This is a genomic window from Streptomyces sp. NPDC007189, from assembly GCF_040703635.1.
Lineage (GTDB): Bacteria > Actinomycetota > Actinomycetes > Streptomycetales > Streptomycetaceae > Streptomyces.
Genome location: NZ_JBEYEY010000025.1, coordinates 25,473 through 50,064, shown reverse-complemented (window position 1 = coordinate 50,064; position 24,592 = coordinate 25,473). Strand labels below are relative to the sequence as shown.

The following is a 24,592-nucleotide window of genomic DNA, read 5'->3' as shown; positions in this document are numbered from 1 at the left end:
TGCGAGCTGACCAGGAAGGGGGTGGGCCGGATGATCCGTGCGTACAAGTTCCTCATGCGGCCCACCGTGGGCCAGGCCGCCGCGCTCGCTGAGATGCTGCGCGATCACTGCTCGCTCTACAACGGCGCGTTGCAGGAACGCCGCGACGCCTACCGGCACACCTCGAAGACCAGCATCAAATACGGGCAGCAGTCCGCACAACTCAAGGAGATCCGCGCCTTCGACCCCGAGCGTCAGGGCCGCTGGTCGTTCTCCTCGCAGCAGTCCACCTTGCGCCGCCTGGACAAGGCGTTCCAAGCCTTCTTCCGGCGCGTGAAGGCCGGGGAGAAACCCGGATACCCCAGGTTCCGGGGCGCGATGTGGTTCGACACGGTGGACTTCCCCAAGGACGGCGACGGCTGCCGCTGGAACTCCACCCCGCACGACCCCGTCACCCGGGTTCGCCTCCAAGGCGTCGGGCACGTCAAGGTCAACCAGCACCGGCCAGTGGTCGGCAAGGTCAAGACCGTGTCCGTCAAGCGCGAGGGAAAGCGCTGGTACGTCATCCTGACCGCTGAACAGACCCAGCCCGAGCCGCTTCCAGCGACCGGCAGCGTGCTCGGTATCGACATGGGCATAGCCAACTTCCTGGCCGACTCAGGCGGCGAGTTCGTTTCCAACCCGCGTCACGGCCGCAAGGCCGCCGCGAAGCTCGAAGCAGCACAGCGGGCCCTCGCCCGCTTCCCGCGTGTCCGCCGCGACAAGCGCACCGCCAACCACCAGCGGGCCGTCCAGCGCGTTGCCGACCTGCACCGCAGGGTCCGCCGTCAGCGCCTCGACCACGCGCACAAGACCGCTCTTGACCTCGTGCGCCGACATGACTTCATCGCGCACGAGGACCTCAAGATCCGCAACATGATCAAGTCCCCCGCGCCCAAGCCCGACCCCGAACAGCCCAGCAGCTTCCTTCCCAACGGGGCGGCGGCGAAGGCCGGGCTCAACCACTCGATATCGGATGCCGGATGGGGGGTGTTCCTGACGATCCTGCACGCCAAGGCTGAAAGCGCCGGACGGGAAGTGATCGCCGTGGACCCCCGCAACACCTCCCGGACCTGCCCCGAATGCGGGCACGTCTCAGCAGGCAACCGGCCCACCCAGGAGAAGTTCCACTGTCGGTCCTGCGGCCACAGCGCCCACGCGGACACAGTGGGCGCCTTCAACGTTCTACGGGCCGGGCTGGTCCGTCGCGACGCCAACCCGGCATAGCGAGAAGCCCCCGGCTTCAGCCGGGGGAGGAGTCACGAGGGTGCGGCTGTGGCACGGGCGGCGAGGTGGTCACCGGCGAGCGCGATCGACCTGCGATGTGCCGCCCGGCGGGCCGGGCTCCGTTCCGGGTCGCTCCTCGTGCCCGGCGGGATCGTGGTCTGTGCGGCCGAGACCGCGGCCCGGTCGGACGCGGCGATCCGTGCGCAGACGGGCGGTTACCGGCTGGGGGAGTGCTCTCCCGAGCGGATGGGCGGTGGTGCCGAACCGCGCTCAGGCGCGGTGAGGGAGGTCGATGCGGAGCGCGGCGCTCCAGGGAGTCGCCGACGACGAGCACCGGCGGAACCTCGTGGCCGGCGGTGCGTACGACCGCGTGCGGTGATCCGCCGACCTGGGCCCGGCTGTCTAGGTGCCGCAGCCGGCCAGGTCGCAACCGATCCAGGGGCGACGACTCCGGTGAAGGAGCCACGGACGAGGATGACCTCGGCCCGGTCGTTCGCGAGGCCGTCGACCGTGGCGAAGCGCTGGAACACCCGGACGGGACCGTCGGAGCCCGGCACGGTGGTGCCGGAGGGCGGCCGGACCGCCGGGTGCGGACGGCGACTCCGGCGAGCACCGGACGTGTCGCACTCGGGGAGCGTCATCGCCCCGGATGACGCCGTGCCCACCCGGAGACTCGGGGGCGCCACCGAGGGTGTCGAGACCGAGCCCGAGTTCAGGTACCGGCGGTTCCCTCTCGAGTAGTTCCCGCACGCGGGGGCGACTTCGCGGCCGAGCAACTCGATCGTGCGGGCGCGGGCGCGGGCGCGGGCCGGGCGAGGCAGGTGCATGATGTCGTACTTGAGGTCGAAGCGGCTCAAACGCAGCTCACGAGCTGCCCTGGCGATCTTGTTTGCCACGGTTTGCGGGATCCGACGTAGAGCGCCCCGCTATCGATCTCCTCCGCGTAGCGGTTGGGGGTGGGTTTGTGGAAGCCACGTTCCTCGGCCAGCTGGTTCATCACCGGTTCCCAGTACTGCCACCAGGTCTCGGCCGCCTCCTCATCGGTGTCGGCGATGAGGCCCAGGGAGTGCTGGCCGACCGGTTGTGGCTGGTGGCCGAACTGCTCGAGCGCCCGGTGGTAGAGATGGACGTGGCCGGCGAAGCGCTGGGGACGTCCGCCGATGACGGCCAGCATCAAGGGCAGGCCGTGACGGGCGGCTTGGATGACGGAGTCCGGGCTGCCCCCCACGCCGATCCACGTGGGGATGCCACCGTCCCGCATCCTGGGCCGTAGCTTCTGATCGCTGAGCGGTGTCCGGACCGTGCCGGACCACGTCACCTCCTCGTCGCGCTGCAGACGCAGCAAGAGGTCGAGCTTCTCCTCGAAGAGCCGCTCGTAGTCGGGAGAGGTCGTAACCGAACAGCGAGAAGGACTCCGTCGAGGAGGCGCGCCCCAGTACGACCTGGGCCCGGCCGTTCGACACGGCGTCCAGGGTGGAGCCTTCCGCGCGGATGTCACAACGTGCTGCTCTCCTACCAGATCTCGCTACAACTGCCGTACATGCACGCGGAACTGAGCAGGGGAGCCGCATCACGGTCCCAGCGTGCCGGTGCCGACTTGCCTGGCTGTGGTGCCGGGCGTCCAATGGGGGAGAAGCTCGCGCATGCCCGGCCAAATGTGTGTCCGAGCCGTCCCAACCACCCTCCACCATGTCCGGGCAGTTCACGGGGTAGGAGGTCAGGTGTCATGGCGACAGTCCTTTTCATAGTGAGCGGGGCGACGTACTGGGTGCTCAAGGACGGCACCAGGTATGCGACGGGTTACTGGGCCGAAGAGTTCGCCATGCCGTACAAGAAGATCACGGAGGCGGGGCATGACGTCGTGGTCGCGACGCCCGGTGGTGCGATCCCGAACGTCGACATGATGAGTCTTCGGCCCTCGATGGCGGGTGGTGAGAAAGGCGTCCTCGAGCTGGAAGAGATCATTCGTTCCGCCGAGGTGATGCGGCGGCCGCTCAAGCTGTCGGATGTCCGCCTCGAGGACTACAACGCGGTGTACCTCCCCGGTGGGCACGGTCCGATGTCCGACTTGGCGTTCGACGCCGACGTCGGCCGTCTGCTGACGGCCCAGCTGGCCTCGGGCAAGCCCCTCGCCATCGTGTGCCATGCCCCGTCCGCGATGCTGGCCACCAGGATCCACGGTGAGTCCACCTTCAAGGGCTACCGGGTCACGTGCTTCACTGACGAGGAGGAAGAGGCCGTGGGACTGGCCTCCAGGGCACCCTGGTTGCTGGAGACGGAGCTGAAGGACAAGATCGGTGTCGACTTCAGCCGCGGCCCCATCTGGCAGCCGTACATGGTGGAGGACCGCAACCTCATCACCGGGCAGAACCCCCACTCGGCCGCGATCCTCGCGGACCGGCTGCTCGAGCTTCTGGAGTGACCGACCAGGGATGTCTGCGAACCGCGCCCACGTCCGCGGTCGGCCGCGCGCGGGCCACGGCGTGCGGGCGGGCGGACCTCGCCGGTACGCCGTTCAGCCTCGGCCGGCTGTGTTCGCCTTCCCCGACCAGCCGCCGTGTGATGTACGCGCTGTCGGGACGGGGAGCGGTCGGCCGCGGGTCCGGGTCGCACGTATAGCTGGGCCGGCGGGCCGGTCCGTGTGCACCGCGGTCGGCTCCACCGGACCGTGGTCGGCCCCAGCCGCGCGCGGCTCGCCTTCGCGCGAGACGCAGACCTGAGGCGAGCAGCGGGGCGTCGAGGGACGGCGGGACCTACTCGGCGACGTCCCGATTCAGGTCCTGGTCGTCAGCCGGCGCCTCAGCCTGGTCAGTGGTGTCGGGTGCGTGGGGGGGGTGCCCAGCATGTCGAGGAGGACCATGGCGTCGTGGTCGGGCTTGCGGTGTCAGCGTAGTAGACGACGAGGCGGTGGGCAGGTGTGCCTTCGAGTTGCATGGACTGGTAGCCGAGGGTGAGGTCTCCGACCTGCGGGTGGTGGAAATGCTTGGTGCCCGGGCGGTGGGTACGGACGTCGTAACGCTCCCACAGACGGGCGAAGTCCTCGCTTTTCAGCAGGAGTTCGCCGACGAGCTGGGCGAGGTCGGGGGCGTCGGGGTCGGTGCCGGCCAGGGCCCGCAGACGGGCGACGCAGCCGCGGATCCGCGTCTCCCACTCGGGGAACAGGTCGCGGGTGGCGGGGTGGAGGAAGTAGTAGCGGGCGAGATTGCGCTGCCTGACCGGCCAGCTGTCGAGGCCCGCGTACAGGTACAGGCCGCCGGGGTTGGCCGCGAGTACGTCCAGAGTGCGGCTGAGGACGTAGGCGGGGCTGGGACGCAGGTTCTCCAACAGCAGCCTCACCCCTGGCCGGACGGCGCGGCCGGGCGCGGTCGGCGGCTCGGGGGCGGTACGGGCAGCGCGGGCGGCAAGTCGGCGCAGGTGTTCATGCTCGTCCCCCTGCAGGCGCAGGGCCCGGGCGAGGGAGTCGACGACGGCCGGGCTGGGACGGGTTTCCTTTCCGCGCTCCAGACGGGAGCGCCGCGTAAAATCCTTCGACCGGTCGACGTCGGCGACCGGGATCACCACGACTTCCAGCTTCATGTCCACGGTGGAGACCTCCTGCCCATGGGCAGTCGTGCACGCCACCGGGGGCCACGAGCCCCTTGTTCGTGGCGACGAGCGGTGCGAAAGTGCGTCCGGAGAAGCCGATGGAGGTTGCAGCAGCGCATCGGCGTCGTGTGGAAGCCTTGCCACGGGAGGACGGAAGGCTCTGTCGGTTTCCGCGCCCGGGCAGCGTGGGCGGCGTGCCGAAAACGCTCTTCCACGGTACTGCCTCGCCATGGCGGTGCCACTCCGGCCGCGGTCCACGTCGGGGCGCTCGGCCACGCCCCTATTTCGAGGGGTGCCTCATGTTAGGCTGGACCGCATGAGTGACCGTTCCGTCTCATCCCCCGAGGCCCCGGTCAAACCGTTGCGGCGTGACGCGCAGCGCAACCGGGATGCGATCCTGGCCGCCGCGCGTAAGGCTTTCGCGGCCCAGGGGCTGGGCGCATCCCTGGAAGGTGTCGCCCGCGAGGCTGGTGTGGCGATCGGAACTCTTTACCGTCATTTCCCCACTCGGCTGTCGCTGGTCGAAGAACTCTTCGCCGCGAAGTTCCTGGAGCTGCTCGACGCTGCGCAACAGGCCGCCGCCATGGATGACGCCTGGCAGGCGTTCCGCTTCTACCTGGAGAAACTGTGCGAACTCCAAGCCTGTGACCGCGCCTTCAACGACCTGATCTCCGCCCGGCTGCCCACTCACGTGCTCACCAGCCAGGTCCAGGAGCAGGCCAGGGACCTGTCCGACCAGATCTTCCGCACCGCACAGCAGCGGGGCGTCGTTCGCAAGGACGTCACACCGGAGGACCTCGCTTTCGTGATCTGGTCCCAAGCGGGCATCATCCAGGCGACCCGCGCTGTGGCCCCCAACGCCTGGCGCCGCCATCTGCACCTGATGCTGGACGCCTTCCGCGCGGAGTGCGCCCACGAACTGCCCGAGCCGCCGTTGACGCCGCAGCAGGTCGAACAGACCCTGATCTCGCTCGGATGCCACGAGGAATGTCCCGAGTGTGGCGAGGAGGCGTGACCGCGGCATCAGCGGTGGCCGAGGCCGCGCAGCTCGACGGCCTCCCTGCGCTGTCGTCCCGGTGCGCGTCGGCCATCGTCCCGGTGCGCGTCGGCCAGGGTGCGGGCTGGGCGCTCGCGTACGACGGACACCGGGTGAGCTCGACGCCTCCGGCTTGCCCTACGCCTCCAGCCTGATGGTGATGCCAGAGGCGTCGCGGGCTTAGCAGATACCGGTCCCGGCTGCCGGCCACGAGCAAGGCCGGCCTCGCGTGCCGGTCCGTCTGCAGAGCTCGGACCCTGCGGCACCATCGAGTAGTCCAGGCGTTGGTCTCGAGCTGAGCCGAACCCCGCCCGCGCGGATAACGCGGCCGGCAGGAGTCGGTCCTCCGCTCCGCTCGTCGGCCGCGGTCGGACATCCCGTGCCCGATGTGGCCGGTCAGGGGGCGGGGCGATATGTTCCCAAGCCGAAGATCTCCTCCACCGCCCGTCTCTCGCCGACGGAGGGGAAGACGGCGCGGACGGTACAAGGATCACCGGGCTCCTGGCGCAGCCCCATGCCCGGTAAGGCCGACACGTCATGTGACACGGCAAGCCGCACAGGCGACTCGCGCACGGTTCTCAGCAGGCTCACACACCACGGTGCGCCGACGGCTGGGCCGCCACGAGCTGGTCCACGTACCAACGGCTCGCTGCGGCGGCTTCACGGGTCTGGTCCAGGTACCAACGACGTGCAGCGGCGGCTTCACGGAGCTGGTCCACATACCAGTGGTCGGCAGCGGCGGCCTCGCTTGCCGGCGTCACGTCGATCGACCCGCCTTCGACCCGGTCGTACAGTCGGACCCCGTCCCTGCCGTCGCATTCCACCTCGTGGCCGCGCGGATGCGATCCCGTCGATGAGGCGGAGGCACGGGCGCTCTGGGGTATGGCGTCGGCAACCCGGTTCTGGGCGGTGGGCTGTGCGATCGCCGGACCGGCGCTGCCGAGCAGCACCCCGCCGACAAGCGCGGCAGCGCTGACGGCGACCCGGACACGCGTGTGCAACCTCTTCATCGTCATCTCCAAGTCTCGTACGCGCCGCGTAGCGACAGGCGCTCGCAGCAGTTGGTCGTCGAACGGCGGGAGTAACCGGAGGAGGCCCTCATGTTCGACTTTGCCAGCGTAGTCGAGGGGGCCCTCATGTTTCCGGTGAACCTCATCACAGCAGGCCGTGCGTCCTTTGCCGGACTCACAAACCCGCGTGGCGGCGGCCTGCCGACCGTGCACGGCGGGGAGTCGCGCGCTGGGCGAAAACGCGGCGCGGCGCACCCGCCGGAGGGGGTGTCACCGGTTTCGAGCGGATGCGTGCGAGCGCCAGGCGAGTGACGGGGGCCCCGTGCGGCGGCCCGGCTGTGGCGGTCGGCTCCTGGCTGGGACTCTGGAACCGGGGGAGTGGCACACCCCAGGGCCGTGCCGGGCGCCGCGCGGCTGGAGGACCTCCCTTCCGCTGCCATGCCGCTGCGCGTATGGCCCAGTGACGAGGTCGCTCCGCTGACGCCGCACCCGAACGACCCCGGGCCGGCTGCCGCCGTTGCCTCGGGCGCCTTCCAGGAGTTCCTGGTGGCGTTTTCTCTGAATGTCCGTCATGACGCCGGATCCGACCGCTGGTCGAGGCCACCTCGGCGGAGGCGGCCTTCGGGAGCGAACTGGCCCGATAAGGGCATCTGCTGCGGCTGTGGCAGACGCCCGGAGGCGGTGCGGCTGACCCAGGTGTTCACGGACGTCGGCTTCGCCTCCGGCCCTGTCCAGGGCCGGCCGACCCGGTGGCAGGGACGCCTCGCGCGGAGCTCGCCTGGACCGACAGCGTCGTACCGCCTGCTGCGGCGAGCCAGAACCGGCGGCGACGGTGTGGGGGCGTCGTCGAGTGCGGGCGGCGCAGAGCGATCCGTACGGCATGGCGGCGCAGAGCCGTACCGGGCCGCCGTGCTCGTAGGTGACCGGCTGTCGTGCATCCGGGACTTGCCAGCCGTCGTTGCACCGCACGTCGTGGGCCACCCGGGTCTGCCCGAGGGCGCCCACCTCCGCGGCGACGGTGTGGGTCGTGGGGCGGTCGACAAGCCCGTCGATCGCCAGCCGGCGATGCGTCCTTGTGGTGCACGGAGCCTGCAACACCGCGGCAGCGAAATCTGCCAGGGGCGGGCAGCAGTGCGATGCGTTCGGCGGGTTCGTATTGAGAGACTGCACCGGGCATGTTCTCCCAGCCACGCCGCAGGAATGGGTGCCGCGACAAGACCGGCGCCCCCGCGTCCAGCGTCTGAAGCAGCCCCCCCCGTCGCGCTGTCGGCTTACCGTCGTCCGGTTCACCGTGGTCATCGGCCGTGTGGGAACAGAAGCACTCACACACTCGAAAGGCGAGGCGGCCGATCGCCGCAGAGGGTTCTCTGCCGCCAGGCCCGGACACGCGTCGCGCGGCTGCGGGAAACCCGCACCAGGCCTGCGGGACAACACCGATTCCCCGGTAATCGCCGAGGTTCAGGATGGATGACGGAGCCCCGGCAGTCACGTCGGCCGAACACGGCCGCCGCCGATGCGCTGGAGCTTTCGCTCGGTTGGCAAGCGAGCACCGGGCGTACTGAATTTTCCACAGAGAGGTGATTGCCATCAACAGGCGAACGTTTTCCAAGCTCCTCACCACGGGTGCGGCAGCCGCTTCGCTGCCGGCGATCTCGACGGTATCGGCCGCGGCGGCCACGAACGACCGCCTCGCAAGGACGGCGGCAGCGGGTCTGCCGCATTCGCGGCTGAAGACCGGGAAGAGGAACACGTCCTTCGGCCCGCTGAAGCAGATCGACGCCGGCGTGCTCAACATCGGCTACGCCGAGGCCGGCCCCGCCGACGGACCTGCCGTGATCCTCCTGCACGGCTGGCCCTACGACATCCACAGCTATGTTGAGGTGGCGCCCTTGCTGGCGGCCGAGGGCTATCGAGTCATCGTCCCCTACCTACGGGGCCACGGCACGACGCGCTTCCTGTCCAGCGCAACGTTCCGCAACGCCCAGCAGGCCGCGGTCGCCCTCGACATCATCGCCCTGATGGATGCCCTCAAGATCGAGAAGGCGGTACTCGGCGGCTTCGACTGGGGGTCGCGGACGGCCGACATCATCGCGGCGCTCTGGCCGGAGCGCTGCAAGGCCCTGGTCTCCGTCTCCGGCTATCTGATCACCAACCTGCCGGCCAACAAGCTGCCGTTGCCGCCGAAGGCCGAGTGGGCATGGTGGTACCAGTACTACTTCGCCACCGAACGGGGCCGGCTCGGACTCGAGGAGAACCGGAACGACTTCGCCAGGCTCATCTGGACGAATGTTTCCCCGACGTGGGACTTCGACGACGCCACGTTCGAGCGCACCGCGACCGCGTTCGAGAATCCGGACTACGTCGACATCGTGCTCCACAACTACCGCTGGCGGCTGAGTCTGGCTCCCGGCGAGCCGCAGTACGACGGCATCGAAAAGCGGCTCGCCGCAAGGCCCGCCATCACGGTGCCCACCATCACCATCGACGGCAAGTACGACCCCTTCACGCCTCCCGGCAACGGCGCGGCCTACCGCAGCAAGTTCACCGGCACATACGCCCACCGCACCTTCGAGGTCGGCCACAACGTGCCGCAGGAAGCACCCCACCACTTCGCCCAGGCTGTCATCGACGTCGACCACTTCTGACCGGCGTCGGCTCGCGTATGCCCGGCGGACCGTGTGATGCGCTCCGCCGGGCGGCGCCCGAACCGCACCCGGACTCACCACATCGGAGAGAATCAATGCTTGAGAACCGCACTCTGGAAGTCATCATCATCGCGGCCGTGGTGCTGCTGCTCTTCGGAGCCAAGCGGCTCCCCGACGCCGCGCGAGGGCTGGGCAAGTCCCTTCGCATCTTCAAGTCCGAAGTCAGCGCTATGAAGACAGACGGGGCCGCGTCGGCCGCCGGCGTTCCGAGGAGCGTCGCGGCCGGTCCCACCGAGGCCGACGCCGACCACGGCGTGTCCGAGCCGACGTCGCTCATTCGATCCTGAGCGCACCACCCGCCCGCCCCAGAGCCGACCGCACAGAGGCTGAAGCCCCATGGTGAACGAAACTCAGCAGGCTGGATCATCTCCGTCCGTGCAGCCCACGAGAGTCGGCAAGGGGGTCATGCCGCTCACCGAACACCTTCGTGAACTGCGCCACCGTCTCGTGGCCTCGATGCTCGCCTTGGCGATCACCACCGTCGTCGGCTGGTTGCTGCGCGGCTGGCTGCTCCACCAACTCACCGGGCCGGCCTGCACCATCACCCATGTCCACGGAATCGGTCAGCCGACCAGGCAGTGTCACAACGGCCTGCTGGTCAACACCGGAATCCTCTCCCCGCTGTCACTCAGTTTCAAGGTCGCGCTCACCGCCGGCGTGATCCTGGCCAGCCCCGTGTGGAGCTACCAACTGTGGGCCTTCATCGCCCCAGGGCTGTACAAGAGGGAGAAGAAGTACGCCCTTGGCTTCGCGTTCGCCGCCGTACCCCTCTTCTTCGGCGGTAGCTACCTCGCCTACGAGGTCTTTCCCAAGGCACTGCAGGTCCTGACGAGCTTCAACCCCTCGTCCTTCTCCCTGTCGCTGCCGGGAGACGAGTTCCTCGGATTCTTCCTCCGCATGGTGCTGGTCTTCGGTCTCTCCTTCGAAATGCCCCTACTGATGGTGCTGCTGAACTACCTCGGCATCGTCAGTGCCGACCGACTGCGCAGCTGGTGGCGTCAGACAGTCTTCCTGATCTTCGTCTTCGCCGCGGTGGCCACACCCACCGGCGATCCGCTCACGATGACCGTCCTGGCTGTGCCCATCTGCGTGCTCTACTTCCTCGCCCTCGTCGTCGCCACGCTGCACGACCGCGCCGGGGAGCGCCGCCTCGCCGGGAGCCCCGACGGCCAACTCGACGACCACCAGGCATCCGCACCCGACCTCACCCCCTCCGCCCTGGACCTTCCCGAACCGGTGAACATCTCCCGTCTCGTATCCGCACAACCCACAGCTGCCCACCCGGATGACCCCACATGACCCGCCAGCTCAGAGACACGCAATCCCCACCTTCCACGGCACGGCTGCGTGCTCTGCGCGAGCTTCCACGCATCCTGGACCGGCGATTTCTCGAGGAGTAGTAGGGTGATATTCGACATCGGCCCGCTCGAGATTGTTTCTCTCATAGTTCTCGGATTGATGATTTTCGGTCCAGACAAGCTGCCGAAGATGATAAGCGAGGTCGGGGCATTCATACGCAAGGTGCGGGAGATGTCCGACAGCGCCAAGCACGAAATCCGTAAGGAGCTGGGCCCCGAGTTCCGGGACATCGAGTTTCAAGACCTGAACCCGAAGGCCTTCGTCCGTGCGCAACTGGCCAGGCACAGCGATGAGCTCGGCGTGACAGAAGTCAAGCAACTTCGCGATGACGTCACAGTGGAGACGTCGACGCCAACGCCCTGGGCACGGGCAAAGGATCACCGCTGGATGTAAGACAAGTCCCCTTGGAACCCGACAGGAGACCGAAACCGAGATCCCCTCGGGTCCCCCGACTGTCGGACTGGCGGGGTTCGCGTCGTACCGTGGCTTTCATGAACGCAGACCCCGCCGAAGGGGGGACCTTGTGTCACGCCTGAGCGTGGTGATCGCGGACGACCATCCCGTGGTCCGTACCGGCATGCGCGTGCTGTTGTCCCAAGACACGTCCTTTGAGATCGTCGCCGAAACCTCGACGGTCCCGGATACGCTCCAGGCCGTGAAGAAGCACCAGCCGGCGGTGCTTGTCCTGGACCTGACCATGGCTGGCCAGTCCAGCCTGCCGTCGATTCCCGACCTCATCACGGTGTCACCCGGCACCCGGATCCTGATCCTCACGATGCAGGAGGATCCTGCGTTCGCCCGGGCGGCACTGCGGAGCGGGGCAGCCGGGTATCTGCTCAAGGAAGCGGCGGCGGAAGAACTGGTCGGCGCGGCCCACCAGGTCGCGAAGGGAGGCACGTATCTGCAGCCCGCCATGGGTGCCCGGCTGGCCGCCGCAGACCTCGTCACCCCGAGTACCGGCGCGGACGCCCTGTTGACAGCGCGCGAGCTTGAGATTCTCTCGCTGCTCGCCGCAGGTCACACCAACCTGGAGATCGCGCGGCGTCTGCACGTGTCCGTGCGCACGGTGGAGACCCACCGCGCCAGGATCCGGGACAAGCTTGGAACCGAGACTCGGGCGCAACTGATCGCCGCGGCGCGAGAGCGCGGGCTGCTGGGATGAAAGGCGTACGACGACTCCAGGCCGGCCCAGTCATGGAGGCCGCCGGCGCCGGGCTGCTGGTGGTCGCCTTCGCGATCGAGGTCGTCCAGCAGCAGCCCCGCTGGGAGATGAGACTCTCCCTCGGCTCTGCGGTCATCTTCCTGGTCGCGGCCGCACTGAGTACCGCCGTCCGACGGGCGTGGCTGGCGGGTCTGAGCGGGCTCTCGCTCATACTCGCCGTGTCGCAACTGGTCCGCATGACGAAAGAGCCGCTGTTCAACGGCCTGGACATCGTGCCCATCCTGCTGATCGCCTGCGCCGCCATACTGGGCCGCAGTGCCTTCCAGCGGCGCCGCGGGCTCGAGCTGGGGAGAGCCCAGGCCCGCAGTGACGGCGAAGAACGGGAACGTCGCCGCTGGGCCCGTGAGCTGCACGATGAGACCCTGCAGGAACTGGGCGCCGTTCAGGTCATCCTGTCCACCGCGGCCGCCACCGGCGAACCTGCCGCGATGCAGGAAGCCATCAATCAGGCGCGGAGCCTCATCACGAACCAGATCACGTCACTGCGGCACCTGATCGTGGAGCTGCGCCCCTTCGCCCTCGACCAGCTCGGACTCGCCCCCGCTCTTGAGACGCTGTGCCAGCGCACCAAGGCGACCTTCGGGGTGGACGCCGAGCTGCGCGTCGCAGCCGGATGGGAGGGGTGCGACGACAAACTGTCGTCGGAGGCGCAGGCGCACATCTACCGCATCGTGCAGGAAGCTGTGAGCAATGCGGTCAAGCACGCGCAGGCCTCCCTGGTCCTCGTGGAACTCGACAGTGACGACGATGCGATCAGCGTGAGGGTCAGCGACGACGGCCGAGGGTTTGCGCGGCTGCCTTCCACGTCGGTCGACGACCCCGAGCTCCGCACGATGGTCTCCACGGGCACCGGGCTGCCGGCCATGCGCGAGCGCGCCCAACTGGTGGAGGGGCATCTTCGCGTCCGCTCGGTCCTCGGCGAGGGCACCTGCATCACCCTCCGAATCCCCCGCCGTGGGCACGGGGTCCGGTCGGGCTCGGCCAGGAGCTCCGGCGTGGTGCGGTCGGAGTAGCCGCGGCGACCTGGGATGGCGCGCGCATGTGCGGGGCTTGAGGTGGCCGACTGTCGGTGGGGTCGAACAGCAGCGTGAGACGTCAGGACACGTCGTGGTGCGGTGCCGCGGACAGGTGTGGTACGGCGGGGTGGCAGGCCTGCGCGCGAGGAGCCGTTCTTGACGCTGGGAGGGGGGCTTATTGGTGAACCGTTCCGGGTTGGATCGAGACTCTAGGTCGTTACTGTGGCCTGGGGTTTCATGGCTTCTCGGTAGTACGTGGCCTCGTATTCGACGGGCAGGACGTGCCCGATCTCACCGTGGAGTCGGCGGTGGCAGTACCAGTCGACCACTCTGCGGTGGCCGGCTCAGCGAGAAGGCCCTTGGCGATCTCTGCCCAGAACGCCGCCTCGACATGACGCTGATACTTCGGATGCCCCGGAGACCTCAGCTTCGGACGCAGCGCCCGGTCCGCTGCCTGCTGACGACGCACCATCCAACACCTCCATGCCTACGAGGTGTTGCGACGACCAGTTGAATCCGCCCTGAGACCCGGCATCCGAGTGGTGTATCAACTCGCCGTGCCTGTGCGGGATTCCGTCCCGGTCGCGCTGCCACAGGGCCATGTCCAGTGCGTCCAGTACGAGCCGGGTCTCCTTGGCGACGGCGGCGGACCAGCCGACGATCCGGCAGGAGAAGGTGTCCACGACGAACGCGATGTAGACGACCTCGGAGGAGGTCTTCACGTGGGTGAAGTCGGCTACCCAGCAGCGGTTCGGTGCCCTTGCGACAAAGTCGCGGTCCACCAGGTCCGTGGCTTGCTCCGCGTTCGCGTCCGAGATCGTGGTGATCACGCGCTTGCCGCGGACCGCGCCGGCGATCCCCAGCTCGCCATTAGCCGCTCAACGGTGCACCGGGCCACCGCGTGCCCCTGCCGGTTCAGCTCTCGCCAGACCTTCCGGGCCCCGTAGACACGGAAGCTGGTGTCGTAGACCTTGCGGATCAGCTCCTTGAGTTCGGCGTCCCGCAGCTGCCGGGCCGACGGGGCGGCCTGGCGCTTCTTGAACGCGTAGTAGGTGGACGGGGCGATCTTGCACTCGTGCTCGGTCAGCACGCGGCAGATCGGCTCGACACCGCCGAAGCGGTCCCGGTGCTCGTCGATGAAGCTCACGAGCGCGTGTGGCCGGTCGAGCCCGTGTCTCAGGCTCTGTCATTGACGCGAAGAAACTTGCCGCGGCCTTCAGGATCTCGTTCGCCCGCCTCAGCTCGGCGATCTCCTTCTTCATCGCCTTGATCTGCGCGGATTCCTCCGTCGTCGTCCCAGGCCGGGCCCCGTTGTCGATCTGGTCCTGACGGACCCACTTGCGCAGCGTCTCGGTCGTCCCGATGCCCAGGTTCGCCGCGACCGCCTTCATCGCGGCCACTCTGTGTCGTGCTCCGGACGTACCTCGGCGACCATGCGGATCGCTCGTTTACGCAGCTCAACGGGGTAGGGGGAAGGACGTGCCATGACTCGATCCTCTCAAATGATCGAGTCCCTATCAAACCCGGAACGTTTCACTGCTGTCCGCCGCGATTTCGGTCGACGGTCACCTCGACGACACCGGCCCGGAGCGGTTGCACCTGTCCAACGCCGCCGACTTCGACCGCGTGGACCCGGTCAGGGTCGGTTCCGACGCGGTCCTGATCGGTGCGAACACCCTGCGTCGAGACAACCCGCGTCTGCCGGTGAACAGCGCTGAACGGCGCGCCCGGCGTGTGGCCGACGGCCGCATCAGTACCCGCTGAAGGCCGCGGCGGCACCGGCCACACGCAGTCGATGGCGGCCTACCCCGTGGACGATGTGCGCTGCTGGTCGGCCAGACGCAGGCGGCGCTTCCTGGGCGCCGCAGACTACCTGGGCAGGCCCACCGCCCGCATGAAAGGTCCTGGAGGCGCGGGCCATCGATCAGGTCGTGTTCGTCCGCTGCGCCGCCGAGGGACCCAGCTGAAGAGACGCGCGTACACGTGGTGGCTCACGACATGTGTCGCCGCGCGCCGTCCGGCCTGCCGGCACGGCAGCCCTGCTCAAGATGCGAGAGGGCTGAACCGCAGGGCTGCCGATCCGTGTGTCGTGTGTCCCCGGCAACGTCGGCCGGGAAGTTGTGTGTGCCGCACCTGGAGGGTCGTCCGTTGTTCGGTTCCTGGCCAAGGGCATCGCCGACCGGCTCGCCGACCGAGTCCACAAGGGCGCTTTCGGGCAGATCGCCCAGGGCCTCGTCGGCCTCACCGTCACCCTGCACGAGTCGCACGTCGCCTGGGTGAGTTGCGAGCGTGCGCTGTGACGGATGGACCAGGCCCTGCGCTGGGAACCACCCGCCGTTCCGCCCGGGCGTTCTGGTGCCTCGTTACCGGGCCCGGTCCCGGTAGGTCTCCAGGAGCCGCAGCCAGACTTCGCTGAGTGTGGGGAAGGCGGGCACGGCGTGCCAGAGCCGTTCGATCGGTACCTCGCCGGCGACGGCGACCGTGGCCGAGTGGAGCAGTTCTGCGACGCCGGGGCCGGCGAAGGTGACTCCGACCAGGGTCTCGCGGTCGGTGTCGACGAGCATGCGGGCCCGGCCGCGGTAGCCCTGGCCGTACTGGTGCGCCCCCGCGAGGTGTGCGAGGTCGTAGTCCACCACCTCGACCCGGCGTCCGGCCCGTCTCGCCTCCTGTGTGGTCAGGCCGACGGAGGCGACCTCGGGGGTGGTGAAGACGACCTGGGGCACGGCTGTGTGGTCGGCGGTCGCGGCGTGTGCTCCCCACCGAGCCTCGTCGACGGGCTCTTCCTTGGCGCGGGCGCCGATCGCGGCACCCGCGATCCGGGCCTGGTATTTGCCCTGGTGGGTCAGCAACGCGCGGTGGTTGACGTCACCGACGGCGTAGAGCCAGCCGTCGGTGACGGCGGTGACCCGGCAGGTGTCGTCGACGGTGAGCCAGTCGCCGGGAGTGAGACCGACGGTCTCGAGACCGAGGTCGGTGGTTCGCGGGGTCCGGCCGGTGGCCAACAGGATCTCGTCAGCGGCCAGTTCTCCGCCGTCGGCGAGGGCGATCCGTATCCCGCGGTCCTCGCCGCCTTCGCGCGTCACCGATGTGACCGACGTCTTCAGCCGGATGTCGACGCCGGATGCGCGCAGCTCGTCCGCGACCAGCTCGCCGGCGAAAGGTTCCATCCTCGCCAGCAGCCCGTCTCCGCGGACCAGCAGGGTCACCTGCGCGCCGAGCGCTTGCCAGGCGGTGGCCAGCTCGACGGCCACCACACCGCCGCCAACCACGGCGAGACGCTCCGGTACCCGGTCGGCGCTGGTGGCTTCGCGGTTCGTCCAGGGGCGCACGGCGGCGAGTCCGGGGACGTTGGGCAGGGCCGTGCGGCTGCCGGTGCACAGTGCCACGGCGTACCGCGCCGTCAGCCGGATCGTGCCGCCGTCAGGGGTACTGACCGACACCTGCCGGGGGCCGGTGAGGCGGCCGTGACCGCGCACGAGGTCGACGGAGACGGAGTCGAGCCAGTCGACCTGGTCGTCGTCCGTCCAGTGGGCGGACATCCTGTCGCGGTGGGCGAGGACCGCCGTCACGTCCAGCGGTCCGTCCACCGCGCGGTTCAGCCCGGGGACGCGGCGTGCGTCTGCGCGGGCCACCACCGGCCGCAGCAGTGCCTTGCTGGGTTCGCAGGCCCAGAAGGAGCACTCCCCACCGAGCAGTTCACGCTCCACGATCACGGTGCTGAGCCCGGCGGCGCGGGTGCGTTCCGCCACGTTCTCGCCGACCGGGCCGGCGCCGACGACGACCACGTCGTAGGTGCGGGAAGTGTCGTCCATCACTGCTCCTGTCGTACGTCGGATGCGCCGCCCCCGCGGGAGCGGTGTTGCCGCGGTCTGCGCGCCCTCGGCGGTTCCTGCCGGGCTGGCTCGGCGTCAGCGGCCGGGGAGTCGTGTGGTGATCTCCTGGAGGACCCAGCCGTTGCGGTCCGGGTCGCTGAACGCAGCGAAGGAGCCGTAGCTGGCGCGCTGCGGGTGCGGGCCGCTGACACGGCCTTCCTCTGTGCCACGGTGGAAGACGCCGCCGGCGTCGTGGAAGATCTCGCCGATCTCGACGCCGCGGGCGGCGAGGTCGGCGTGGGCCGCCTCGATGTCCGAGACGATGAGGTGCAGGCCCTGCACCGAGCCGGGCGCGGCGGTGGTGACGCCGGTGCCGAAGAGGATCGAGCACTGGGAGCCGGGAGGCGTCAGGTGCACCACCCGGTAGCTGTCGTCGGCGACGTAGTCCACGTCCAGGCGGAAGCCCAGTGCCTCGTAGAAGGCCTTGGCGCGGTCGACGTCGGAGACGGGCAGCACCACAACTTCGAGCTTCAGGTCCATCTGCGATTTCACTTTCATGGCCGGAGGCGTCGCACCGGGTGCGTCACCTGTTAAGCGGGTGATGAGATTCTGGCAGCCCCATGTGTCACCCGTCAAGCAGGTGACGTACGTTCGTCACATCGGTTCCGGTAGGTGTGTGGCCCGCATCCCGACTGCGGCCCGGCCGTCATCTGCTCGCAGGGGAAGTCCCGGACCTCTGCTGCCGGGCGTCCCGTGCCGCCCCGGTGGCTGATGGGTGCCGGGCGGTGTGCGCAGAGGGCCGTGGGATCTCGACGCGGCCGCGCAGGCGTCGGCCGTGCGCACGCACGGGCGTGAACGCGCGCACGGCGCCGACGGCGAGCGTCACCCGAGGAGACGGCGGCTGAGGAGACCGACCGGGTCGACCGGGTTCTCGTCCGTCGCGGTGTGCCGTAGGCCGTACGCCGCGCCATGCGGCTTCGTCGGAGGTGTGTCGTCACGCCGCCGGTCGATCGGCCCCGGCCTGCTCCAGAGCTCGGGTGAACATCTCCGCCGACTGGACGCCATGGGAGATACGGGTGCCGAGGCCCGCCGGCACACAGGCCTTCCGGGACACAGTGGGGACGGCGACACGTGCTTCCTTCGTCGGCCGCGGGTGCGCTCTGCTTGGCCACCACGGTCCTTCAGGGGGTGCAGCGACGACGGTCACGCAGACGATGACGTACGGCTTGTCCAGCTGTGCGGAGGACCGGAACTCGTGCCGCAGCTGCAGGACGTCTTCCGGGAAGGTGTCGCCGGACCGCGGGTCGTGGCGCAGGGCGCGGGGAGTCCGCTGTTCGCGGCCCGGAGTCCGACCCAGCCCCAGGTCGCTACGGGCCTGGACGGAAACTGTCGCCGGCGTCTCCTATACGTTGACTAGAAGACGACGGGGGTCAGGGATGTGGGGGAGACGGCTGTGTCCATCGAACTCCTCTTGCTGTTGCTGTTGCTGTTGCTGTGGGTGTCCTTGCGGGCCGGGGCACGGCCAGTCCTCGGTGCGGAAGTCGGTGGAGGACGACAACTCGGACCAGGCGGTCAGATCGTCGGCGAGCTGTCGTTGCCCCTGCTCAGCCAGGCGCAGAGCGTCGCAGCCGAGCACGAGATGGACGGGCGGCTTGTCACTGTCGAGGACCTGGAGCACGGCCCTGGCAGCACGCGCGGAGTCACCGACCTGCTTGCCGTCCTTCGCCTGCCGGGTGGCCCGGATCGGACCGAACACGTCGTCGTAGTCCGGCACGGTGCGCGGAACGCGGACCAACGGCAGGCCCAGTCCGTGCGGAACGAGCCGAGGACCAGCGAGGTAACAGCCGGAAGTCTTGCTGTCGGGGCTCATCCGGTCGCGGTGATCCGGCCGCCGGCTGAAGGTGCGCGATCGCCGCTTCTGGCGGCATCGCTTGCACCTCGGTGGCCCCGGTGTGCCTCCGTCCAGGCGCGAAGGGTCGCCGCGGCTTCGCCGACGGCGGCGATCTGCTCCTCGGTGAGCGGATCGAGGAACAACTCCCTGATCGCTTGCAGGTGGGGAAGAGTCGCCGCCCGGAACGCCTGGGCCCCCTCGTCGGTGAGTGCCACCTCGGCGCCGCGGCTGTCGGTGGCGCACTCCTCGCGCCGCACCAGGCCACGGCGCTCCATGCGGCCTAGCTGGTGCGACAGGCGGCTGCGCTCCCAGCCGAGGATCTGTGCCAGCACGGAGGGCCGCAACCGCGAGCGGTCCGCCTCGCTCAGTGCGAGCAGCACCGAGTAGTCTCCCGAGGACAGCGAGGAGTCGCTCTGCAGACGCGCCGTGAGTTCGGCGCGGAGCGCCTGCGCGGTCTCGATGAAGTCCCGCCAGATCTGCAGCTCCTCGGTCGTGGGGTATGCCCTGCGTCGCCGACCCATCACTGAATCCCTCCAATTGACACGTCAATCATGTCCCGTAATACTTGACGCGTCAATGAAAAACGCGGACGGTCAGCCGTCCGGGGCCGGCAGGGGAAGGACACCATGACGGCGACCAGCTTCGAACTCGGGCTCAACTCCTTCGGAGAGGTCGCGACCGACGACGGCCGCGTCCTCGACGACGCCGAGACCCTCCGGCTGCTGGTCGAGGAGGCCAGGCTCGCCGAGGCCTCGGGGATCGACGTCTTCAGCGCCGGTGAGCACTACCGTGCGGGACACGTCGACAGTGCCACTCCGGTACTGCTCGCCGCCCTCGCATCGGCCACGGAGCGGATCCGTCTCGGCACCTCGGTGACCGTCCTGAGCACCAACGACCCCGTGCGGCTCTACCAGGAGTTCTCGACCCTGGACGCCGTGTCGAACGGACGGGCCCAGCTCGTGCTGGGGCGTGCGTCCGCCACGGAGTCGTTCCCGCTGTTCGGCTACGACCTCGCGGACTACGAGCAGCTCTTCGAGGAGAAGCTCGAACTCTTCCTGCGTCTGCAGCGGGAGGAGACGGTGACGTGGTCCGGAGCCTACCGGGCCCCGCTCGTCGAGCAGCGGTTGCGTCCCCGGATGCGGTCCGGCGGGATCCCCACCTGGATCGGTGTGGGCGGCAGCCCCCACTCCGTGGTCCGGGCCGCCCGTTACGGCCTGCCCCTGATGCTGGCCGTCATCGGCGGACGCCCGCAGCGCTTCGCCGGCCACGTCGACCTCTACCACCGGGCCCTTCAGCAGTCAGGACACGACCCGCAACCTGTCGGCCAGCACTCCCTGGGCCTCGTAGCCGACACCGACGAGGAGGCGACCGAGACCTGGTGGCGGTACTGGGAGCCGGTCGTGACCCAACTGGCCCAGGAACGAGGGTTCTACGCACCGTCCCGCGAACGCTACGAGGCGGAGATCGCCGACGGCGCCCTCTACGTCGGCTCCACGGAAACCGTGGCCCGCAAGATCGCCAAGACAGCCCGTGACCTGCGGCTGAGCCGCTTCGACCTCAAGTACGACATCCTGCACCTGCCTCGCCAGGCCCGCGCCCGCACCATCGAACTCCTGGGCCGCGAAGTCGCCCCACGCGTGCGCGAACTGCTCACGAAGGAGCACGCCCATGTCTGACCTCGTTCTCGGCCTCGACACGTTCGGCGACGTGCCCGTGGACGACTACGGTGCCCTGGTCACCCACGCCAGGGCCATTCGGCAGGTTCTCGATGAAGCCGTCCTCGCCGACGACCTCGGCGTCGACGTCCTCGCCGTCGGCGAACACCACCGCCCCGAGTGGGCGGTGTCGACCCCGGAGACGGTGCTCGCCGGCATCGCCACGCGCACCCGGCGCATCCGCCTGTCCTCCGGCGTGACCGTGCTCAGCTCCGACGATCCCGTCCGGGTGTTCCAGCGCTTCGCTACTGTCGACGCCCTCTCCGGCGGCCGGGCGGAGGTCATCCTCGGCCGCGGCTCCTCCACCGAGTCGTTCCCTCTGTTCGGGTACGACCTGAGCGACTACGAGATGTTGTTCGACGAGAAGCTCGACCTGTTCGTGCGCCTGCTCAAGGAGGAGCCCGTCACCTGGAAGGGCACCGTGCGGGCCCCGTTGGAGAACGCCGAGGTGTTCCCGACGACCGAGTCGGGGCACCTGACCACTTGGGTCGGTGTCGGCGGCTCACCCCAGTCGGTCATCCGCACCGCGCACCATGACCTGTCGCTGATGCTCGCCGTCATCGGCGGCTCCCCAGAGCGCTTCGCCCCCTACGTCGACCTCTACCAGCGCGCAACGGCCCAGTTCGGCACTACCGCCCACCCGGTGGGCATGCACTCACCCGGCTTCGTCGCCGACACCGACGAGGAGGCCCGGGAGGTGTACTGGCAGCCGTACAAGGAGATCCGCGACCGCATCGGCGCGCTGCGCGGCTGGCCGCCGCTGCGTCGTGCGGAGTTCGAGGCCGAGATCGAGCACGGATCGCTCTACATCGGGGCACCCGAGACCGTCGCCCGCAAGATCGCGGGTGTCGTCCGCAGGTTGGGCCTCGGCCGGTTCGACCTCCTCTACACCGCGGGAGCGCTGCCCGTCAGCGCCCGCCTTCGCGCGGTCGAGCTGTACGGCACAAAGGTGATTCCCCTGGTCCGCGACATCCTGGCCGGCTGACCCCAAGGAAACGGAATGGATATCACAGACGTGCGCACCATCGGCATCCTGGGTGCCGGAAAAGTCGGAACCGTACTGGCGCGGCTCGCCTTGGCGGCGGGCCATCGGGTGCTGATCGCGGGATCGGGCGAACCCGGCAGGATCGCGCTCACGGTCGAGGTCCTCGCCTCCGGCGCGGTCGCGGTCAACGCGGCCGAGGCCGCGGCCCAGGCGGATGTGGTGATCCTGGCCCTGCCGCTGGGCAAGTACCGCAGCATCCCGGTGGAGGCGCTGCGGGGCAAACTCGTCATCGACGCCATGAACTACTGGTGGGAGGTCGACGGCGTACGCGACGACTTCACCGACCCGCGCAGCTCCACCAGCGAAATGGTCCAGGCGTTCCTGCCGGACTCCCGCGTCGTCAAGGCGTTCAACCACATGGGCTACCACGACCTCGAAGACGGGGCACGGCCCTCCGGGACCGCCGACCGCAAGGCCATCGCCGTCGCCGGTGACCATCCCGACGACACGGCCACGGCCGCACACCTCGTGAACGCCTTCGGGTTCGCCCCCGTCCTCGCCGGACCGCTCGCTGAAGGAGTGCGGCTGCAACCGGGCACCGAACCCTTCGGCGCCAATGTCGGCGCAGGCGAACTGCGCGCCATGCTCGACCGCTTCCCGGAGACCGAGTACGGCCGAGCGGTGAGCAGCGCTCGCACCGCTGCGTCGGCCTCCTCCGCCGAAGCAGCCTGACGCGGCCTGAGCGATCTGACGGGCTCCAAGCCTGATGGACCCGTGCACACACCTGTCGGCGATCCGGCCGGCTGGGGCAGACGGAAGGCGGTGCGGGTGTCACGCCAGGGGGCGTGGCCACGGAGCGGCTGCCGCTGCTGGTGGGTAGGGGACAAGCTGGAGATCATCGCGGCGGCCGACGCGGCATGCAGCAGCGCGACGGACTCGAATACCGACTGGGCGAGCAGGTCGCCGACGAGTGAGTGCATGCACGACGCCCTTCGCCGAGGAGTGCCCCGGAGCACGGGCGTCATGGGGGCTGCTGCGGCCCGCAGGCAGTCGGGCCGCAGCCGGCCCAGATCAGCCGGCGCCTACGGGGCGGCCGGGACCAGGAAGGCCCAGGAGATTGCGGAGGCCCAGAAGACCGGGAAGTCCGCGAAAGCACCGCCACGTCAAGACAGGTCCGCGCCTGTCTTGACGCGCGGTTAGGTCATCGGGGGTGTGCCGGATGCGTCGTTCACTCGGCCACGCGGCGACCGAGGTCGCGCTCGACGCCGTCCGGCCTCTGCAGGCCGGCTGCGAACAGCCGCTTGACCCGGTCGACGTTCTCCGGTCGGCCGGAGGTGCGGAAGAAGGTCGCCAGCGCCGTGCCGAACTCCTCCACGGGGGGCTGGGTGACCGCGTCGACGAGCGCCTTGGTCTCGCGCACGGCCACCTTGTCGAAGCCGGCGATGCGCCGGGCGAAGGAGTCGACGAACTGCTCCAGTTCGTCGTCCGGCACGACACGGTTTACGTATCCGTAGGCCGCTGCGAGTTCGGCGGGGAAGTCGTCGGCGCCCAGCAGGATCTCCAGCGCGCGCCCGCGGCCCAGCAGACGCGGCAGTCGCCCGGTGGGGTTGCCGCCGGGGACCGATCCGACCCCGACCTCGAACTGTCCGAGGATGGCGCCCGGTCCGGCGAAGCGGATGTCGGTCGCCAGCACGAACTCGCTGCCGGCGCCCCGGGCGCGGCCGTTGATCTCGCTGATGGTGACGGCGGGGACCCTGCCGAGCCGGTAGAGGTTGTCGGCGAACGGGTGCAGGCCGGACGCGGCCGGCCTCATGGCGGCCACCCGGGAGCGGTCGGCCAGCATGTCCCAGTGCGCCATGAAGAAGTCCGGGTTGGCGCTGCGGAAGACCACGGCCGTGAGATCGGCAGCCTGCTCGATGCGGGTGATCAGCTCCGCGAGCTGCTCGATGGTGTCCGGGTCGATCAGGTTGATGTCGCCGTTGGAGAACGTCACCTTCCAGTAGGACGGGGTGACTTCCTGCACGGTGAACTGCTCGCTGCTGCTCATGAGCGCATCCTCTTTGGGAGTGGGCGGGTGGGTAGGGGGTGACAGAGCCGCTTCGGAGGTGCGGGGGGTGGCGGTGACTTCCGAGGGCGCCTACCTAAAACCTGAATTCAAACCTAGCATCTGAGTTGGAAACACGGTCCCAGAAGGGGCGTGACCGAGGACATCTCGAACGGCCGGGCGGCGGCGAGCAGGGAAGGCGGGCGCCGCTCAGCGACGCCAGACCGGGGCAGGGCCCCGCGGGGGGAGCCGGCCCCTGCCCGGATCACATGTCGAGCAGGCCTTGCGCATCCTGCACGCCGGAGCGGCCTCCGCTCCAGCGGCTGTGCATCGGCCGCCGTGGGTGGGCCGGCCCGCCCGCCGGCGTCGGCCCGGCACGGCAAGGCTGTCGAGCAACGGGCGTAACGCGCTGAGGAGAGGACCGGTTCCCGGCGGCGGCTCTTCTGAGCGCGGTCCTGATGCCCTCGGGCTTGGTGTGCTCGAGGAGGAAGCCGCTGACGCCCGCCTGAGGGGACGCAAGACGCATCTATCCGTGGCGAACGTGGTGAGCATGATGATCTCGGGAGCATTCGCGCGGGCGCGCACCCGTACTCCTCGACGATCTCCAACGGGTCGTTGGTGGTGATCAGGGTGGTGGAGGTGGGCAGCAGGATCCGGTCCGTCCGTGCCGCGATGCATGAGCAGTGTGGTGGGTGACGAAGGAACGAACGGCGGGTTGTGGTGCTCGCCGATCGCCAAGACGTCCAGGCTCACGTCCTCGGCGAGTCGCGCGTACTCCGCGAGTGCCTTGATCCGCGCGTGTTCCGTGGGCGTCCCGCCCGGACGGCGGGTCGCGCGCCACGTCCCCGACGCCGAAGATGCCGAAGTGGACCGGTTCTTTCCTGCCTGTGGTTTCCACCGTTGTTCCTGCCGTCACCGCAGGCGGGCCGGGAAGCGTCCCCGGCCGCAGGCCCCAGCGTCCCCGGCA

The 24,592-nt window shown here is 69.2% G+C and carries 20 protein-coding genes and 5 pseudogenes; 14 read left to right on the top strand and 11 right to left on the bottom strand.

Going from position 1 to position 24,592, the window contains the following annotated elements; all coding sequences use genetic code 11:
* The first annotated feature begins 30 nt into the window (after positions 1-30).
* Positions 31-1,245, top strand: coding sequence for a transposase (locus tag AB0950_RS36115; RefSeq protein ID WP_366780348.1), 1,215 nt, complete (start codon positions 31-33; stop codon positions 1,243-1,245).
* Between the two features lie 853 nt (positions 1,246-2,098).
* Here the strand turns inward: AB0950_RS36115 and AB0950_RS36110 are convergent.
* On the bottom strand, positions 2,099-2,590 hold the full coding sequence (locus AB0950_RS36110; protein WP_360161264.1) for an LLM class flavin-dependent oxidoreductase: 492 nt from the start codon (positions 2,588-2,590) through the stop codon (positions 2,099-2,101).
* A 381-nt stretch (positions 2,591-2,971) separates the two neighbouring features.
* On the opposite strand from AB0950_RS36110, the gene AB0950_RS36105 reads away from it, so the two are divergent.
* Positions 2,972-3,667: a type 1 glutamine amidotransferase domain-containing protein gene (locus tag AB0950_RS36105; RefSeq protein WP_360161262.1), complete on the top strand. Its 696-nt coding sequence runs from the start codon at positions 2,972-2,974 to the stop codon at positions 3,665-3,667.
* Between the two features lie 351 nt (positions 3,668-4,018).
* Here AB0950_RS36105 and AB0950_RS36100 read toward each other — a convergent pair.
* Positions 4,019-4,752: pseudogene (locus tag AB0950_RS36100) on the bottom strand (helix-turn-helix transcriptional regulator); the annotation flags it as partial.
* A gap of 394 nt (positions 4,753-5,146) precedes the next feature.
* On the opposite strand from AB0950_RS36100, the gene AB0950_RS36095 reads away from it, so the two are divergent.
* Positions 5,147-5,845 carry a TetR/AcrR family transcriptional regulator gene (locus tag AB0950_RS36095; protein ID WP_360161260.1) on the top strand — a complete coding sequence of 233 codons (699 nt, stop codon included), beginning with the start codon at positions 5,147-5,149 and terminating at the stop codon, positions 5,843-5,845.
* Positions 5,846-6,453: 608 nt separating this feature from the next.
* Here AB0950_RS36095 and AB0950_RS36090 read toward each other — a convergent pair.
* On the bottom strand, positions 6,454-6,882 hold the full coding sequence (locus AB0950_RS36090) for a hypothetical protein (protein WP_366780347.1): 429 nt from the start codon (positions 6,880-6,882) through the stop codon (positions 6,454-6,456).
* A gap of 1,571 nt (positions 6,883-8,453) precedes the next feature.
* Here AB0950_RS36090 and AB0950_RS36085 point away from each other — a divergent pair.
* The 6 genes and pseudogenes from AB0950_RS36085 to AB0950_RS36060 all read left to right on the top strand — a co-directional run bounded on the left by AB0950_RS36085 (position 8,454) and on the right by AB0950_RS36060 (position 13,175).
* A complete protein-coding gene (locus AB0950_RS36085) occupies positions 8,454-9,521 on the top strand; it encodes an alpha/beta hydrolase (RefSeq protein WP_366780346.1) in 1,068 nt (355 codons plus the stop codon).
* A gap of 95 nt (positions 9,522-9,616) precedes the next feature.
* Positions 9,617-9,868, top strand: a complete 252-nt coding sequence (gene tatA, locus AB0950_RS36080) for a Sec-independent protein translocase subunit TatA (protein WP_360161254.1) — start codon at positions 9,617-9,619, stop codon at positions 9,866-9,868.
* 88 nt (positions 9,869-9,956) lie between these two features.
* Positions 9,957-10,880: a twin-arginine translocase subunit TatC gene (gene tatC / locus AB0950_RS36075; RefSeq protein ID WP_366780345.1), complete on the top strand. Its 924-nt coding sequence runs from the start codon at positions 9,957-9,959 to the stop codon at positions 10,878-10,880.
* Positions 10,881-10,985: 105 nt separating this feature from the next.
* Positions 10,986-11,255 (top strand): annotated as a pseudogene (locus tag AB0950_RS36070) (sec-independent translocase); the annotation flags it as partial.
* Between the two features lie 208 nt (positions 11,256-11,463).
* Positions 11,464-12,102 carry a response regulator transcription factor gene (locus AB0950_RS36065; RefSeq protein WP_366780344.1) on the top strand — a complete coding sequence of 213 codons (639 nt, stop codon included), beginning with the start codon at positions 11,464-11,466 and terminating at the stop codon, positions 12,100-12,102.
* Positions 12,103-12,161: 59 nt separating this feature from the next.
* Entirely contained in the window at positions 12,162-13,175 is a 1,014-nt protein-coding gene (locus AB0950_RS36060) for an ATP-binding protein (protein WP_366780343.1), read from the top strand.
* A gap of 347 nt (positions 13,176-13,522) precedes the next feature.
* Here the strand turns inward: AB0950_RS36060 and AB0950_RS36055 are convergent, their stop codons facing one another.
* Together AB0950_RS36055 and AB0950_RS36050 are read right to left on the bottom strand one after the other, a co-directional pair.
* Entirely contained in the window at positions 13,523-14,008 is a 486-nt protein-coding gene (locus AB0950_RS36055) for a DDE-type integrase/transposase/recombinase (RefSeq protein WP_366780342.1), read from the bottom strand.
* Entirely contained in the window at positions 14,005-14,325 is a 321-nt protein-coding gene (locus tag AB0950_RS36050; protein ID WP_366780340.1) for an IS3 family transposase, read from the bottom strand. Before AB0950_RS36050 ends, AB0950_RS36055 begins: the two co-directional genes overlap by 4 nt.
* Positions 14,326-14,714: 389 nt before the next feature.
* Here AB0950_RS36050 and AB0950_RS36045 point away from each other — a divergent pair.
* A pseudogene (locus AB0950_RS36045) lies at positions 14,715-14,944 on the top strand (dihydrofolate reductase family protein); the annotation flags it as partial.
* 390 nt (positions 14,945-15,334) lie between these two features.
* Positions 15,335-15,478: pseudogene (locus AB0950_RS36040) on the top strand (6-carboxytetrahydropterin synthase); the annotation flags it as partial.
* A gap of 63 nt (positions 15,479-15,541) precedes the next feature.
* Here the strand turns inward: AB0950_RS36040 and AB0950_RS36035 are convergent.
* The 4 genes from AB0950_RS36035 to AB0950_RS36020 form a co-directional block, all read right to left on the bottom strand.
* A complete protein-coding gene (locus AB0950_RS36035) occupies positions 15,542-16,990 on the bottom strand; it encodes an NAD(P)/FAD-dependent oxidoreductase (protein ID WP_366780339.1) in 1,449 nt (482 codons plus the stop codon).
* Positions 16,991-17,086: 96 nt separating this feature from the next.
* On the bottom strand, positions 17,087-17,530 hold the full coding sequence (locus tag AB0950_RS36030) for a VOC family protein (RefSeq protein WP_360161304.1): 444 nt from the start codon (positions 17,528-17,530) through the stop codon (positions 17,087-17,089).
* An 862-nt stretch (positions 17,531-18,392) separates the two neighbouring features.
* Positions 18,393-18,860 (bottom strand): hypothetical protein, encoded by a 468-nt coding sequence (locus tag AB0950_RS36025; protein ID WP_366780338.1) that lies wholly within the window; start codon positions 18,858-18,860, stop codon positions 18,393-18,395.
* The gene (locus AB0950_RS36020) at positions 18,857-19,402 is read right to left on the bottom strand and encodes a MarR family transcriptional regulator (RefSeq protein ID WP_360161242.1); all 546 of its coding nucleotides are present in this window, start codon (positions 19,400-19,402) and stop codon (positions 18,857-18,859) included. The genes AB0950_RS36025 and AB0950_RS36020 overlap by 4 nt, the downstream gene beginning before the upstream one ends.
* Positions 19,403-19,507: 105 nt before the next feature.
* Here AB0950_RS36020 and AB0950_RS36015 point away from each other — a divergent pair, with 105 nt between their 5' ends.
* Genes AB0950_RS36015 through AB0950_RS36005 form a run of 3 tightly spaced genes read left to right on the top strand, consistent with a single transcriptional unit; the run spans position 19,508 to position 22,313 of the window.
* Positions 19,508-20,557, top strand: coding sequence for an LLM class flavin-dependent oxidoreductase (locus tag AB0950_RS36015; protein WP_360161240.1), 1,050 nt, complete (start codon positions 19,508-19,510; stop codon positions 20,555-20,557).
* Positions 20,550-21,581, top strand: coding sequence for an LLM class flavin-dependent oxidoreductase (locus tag AB0950_RS36010; RefSeq protein WP_360161238.1), 1,032 nt, complete (start codon positions 20,550-20,552; stop codon positions 21,579-21,581). The genes AB0950_RS36015 and AB0950_RS36010 overlap by 8 nt, the downstream gene beginning before the upstream one ends.
* 15 nt (positions 21,582-21,596) lie before the next feature.
* Positions 21,597-22,313: an NAD(P)-binding domain-containing protein gene (locus tag AB0950_RS36005; RefSeq protein ID WP_366780337.1), complete on the top strand. Its 717-nt coding sequence runs from the start codon at positions 21,597-21,599 to the stop codon at positions 22,311-22,313.
* Positions 22,314-22,809: 496 nt separating this feature from the next.
* On the opposite strand, the gene AB0950_RS36000 is transcribed toward AB0950_RS36005, so the two are convergent.
* The gene (locus tag AB0950_RS36000; RefSeq protein WP_366780336.1) at positions 22,810-23,628 is read right to left on the bottom strand and encodes an enoyl-CoA hydratase/isomerase family protein; all 819 of its coding nucleotides are present in this window, start codon (positions 23,626-23,628) and stop codon (positions 22,810-22,812) included.
* 584 nt (positions 23,629-24,212) lie between these two features.
* Positions 24,213-24,523 (bottom strand): annotated as a pseudogene (locus tag AB0950_RS35995) (LLM class flavin-dependent oxidoreductase); the annotation flags it as partial.
* Positions 24,524-24,592 lie beyond the last annotated feature (69 nt).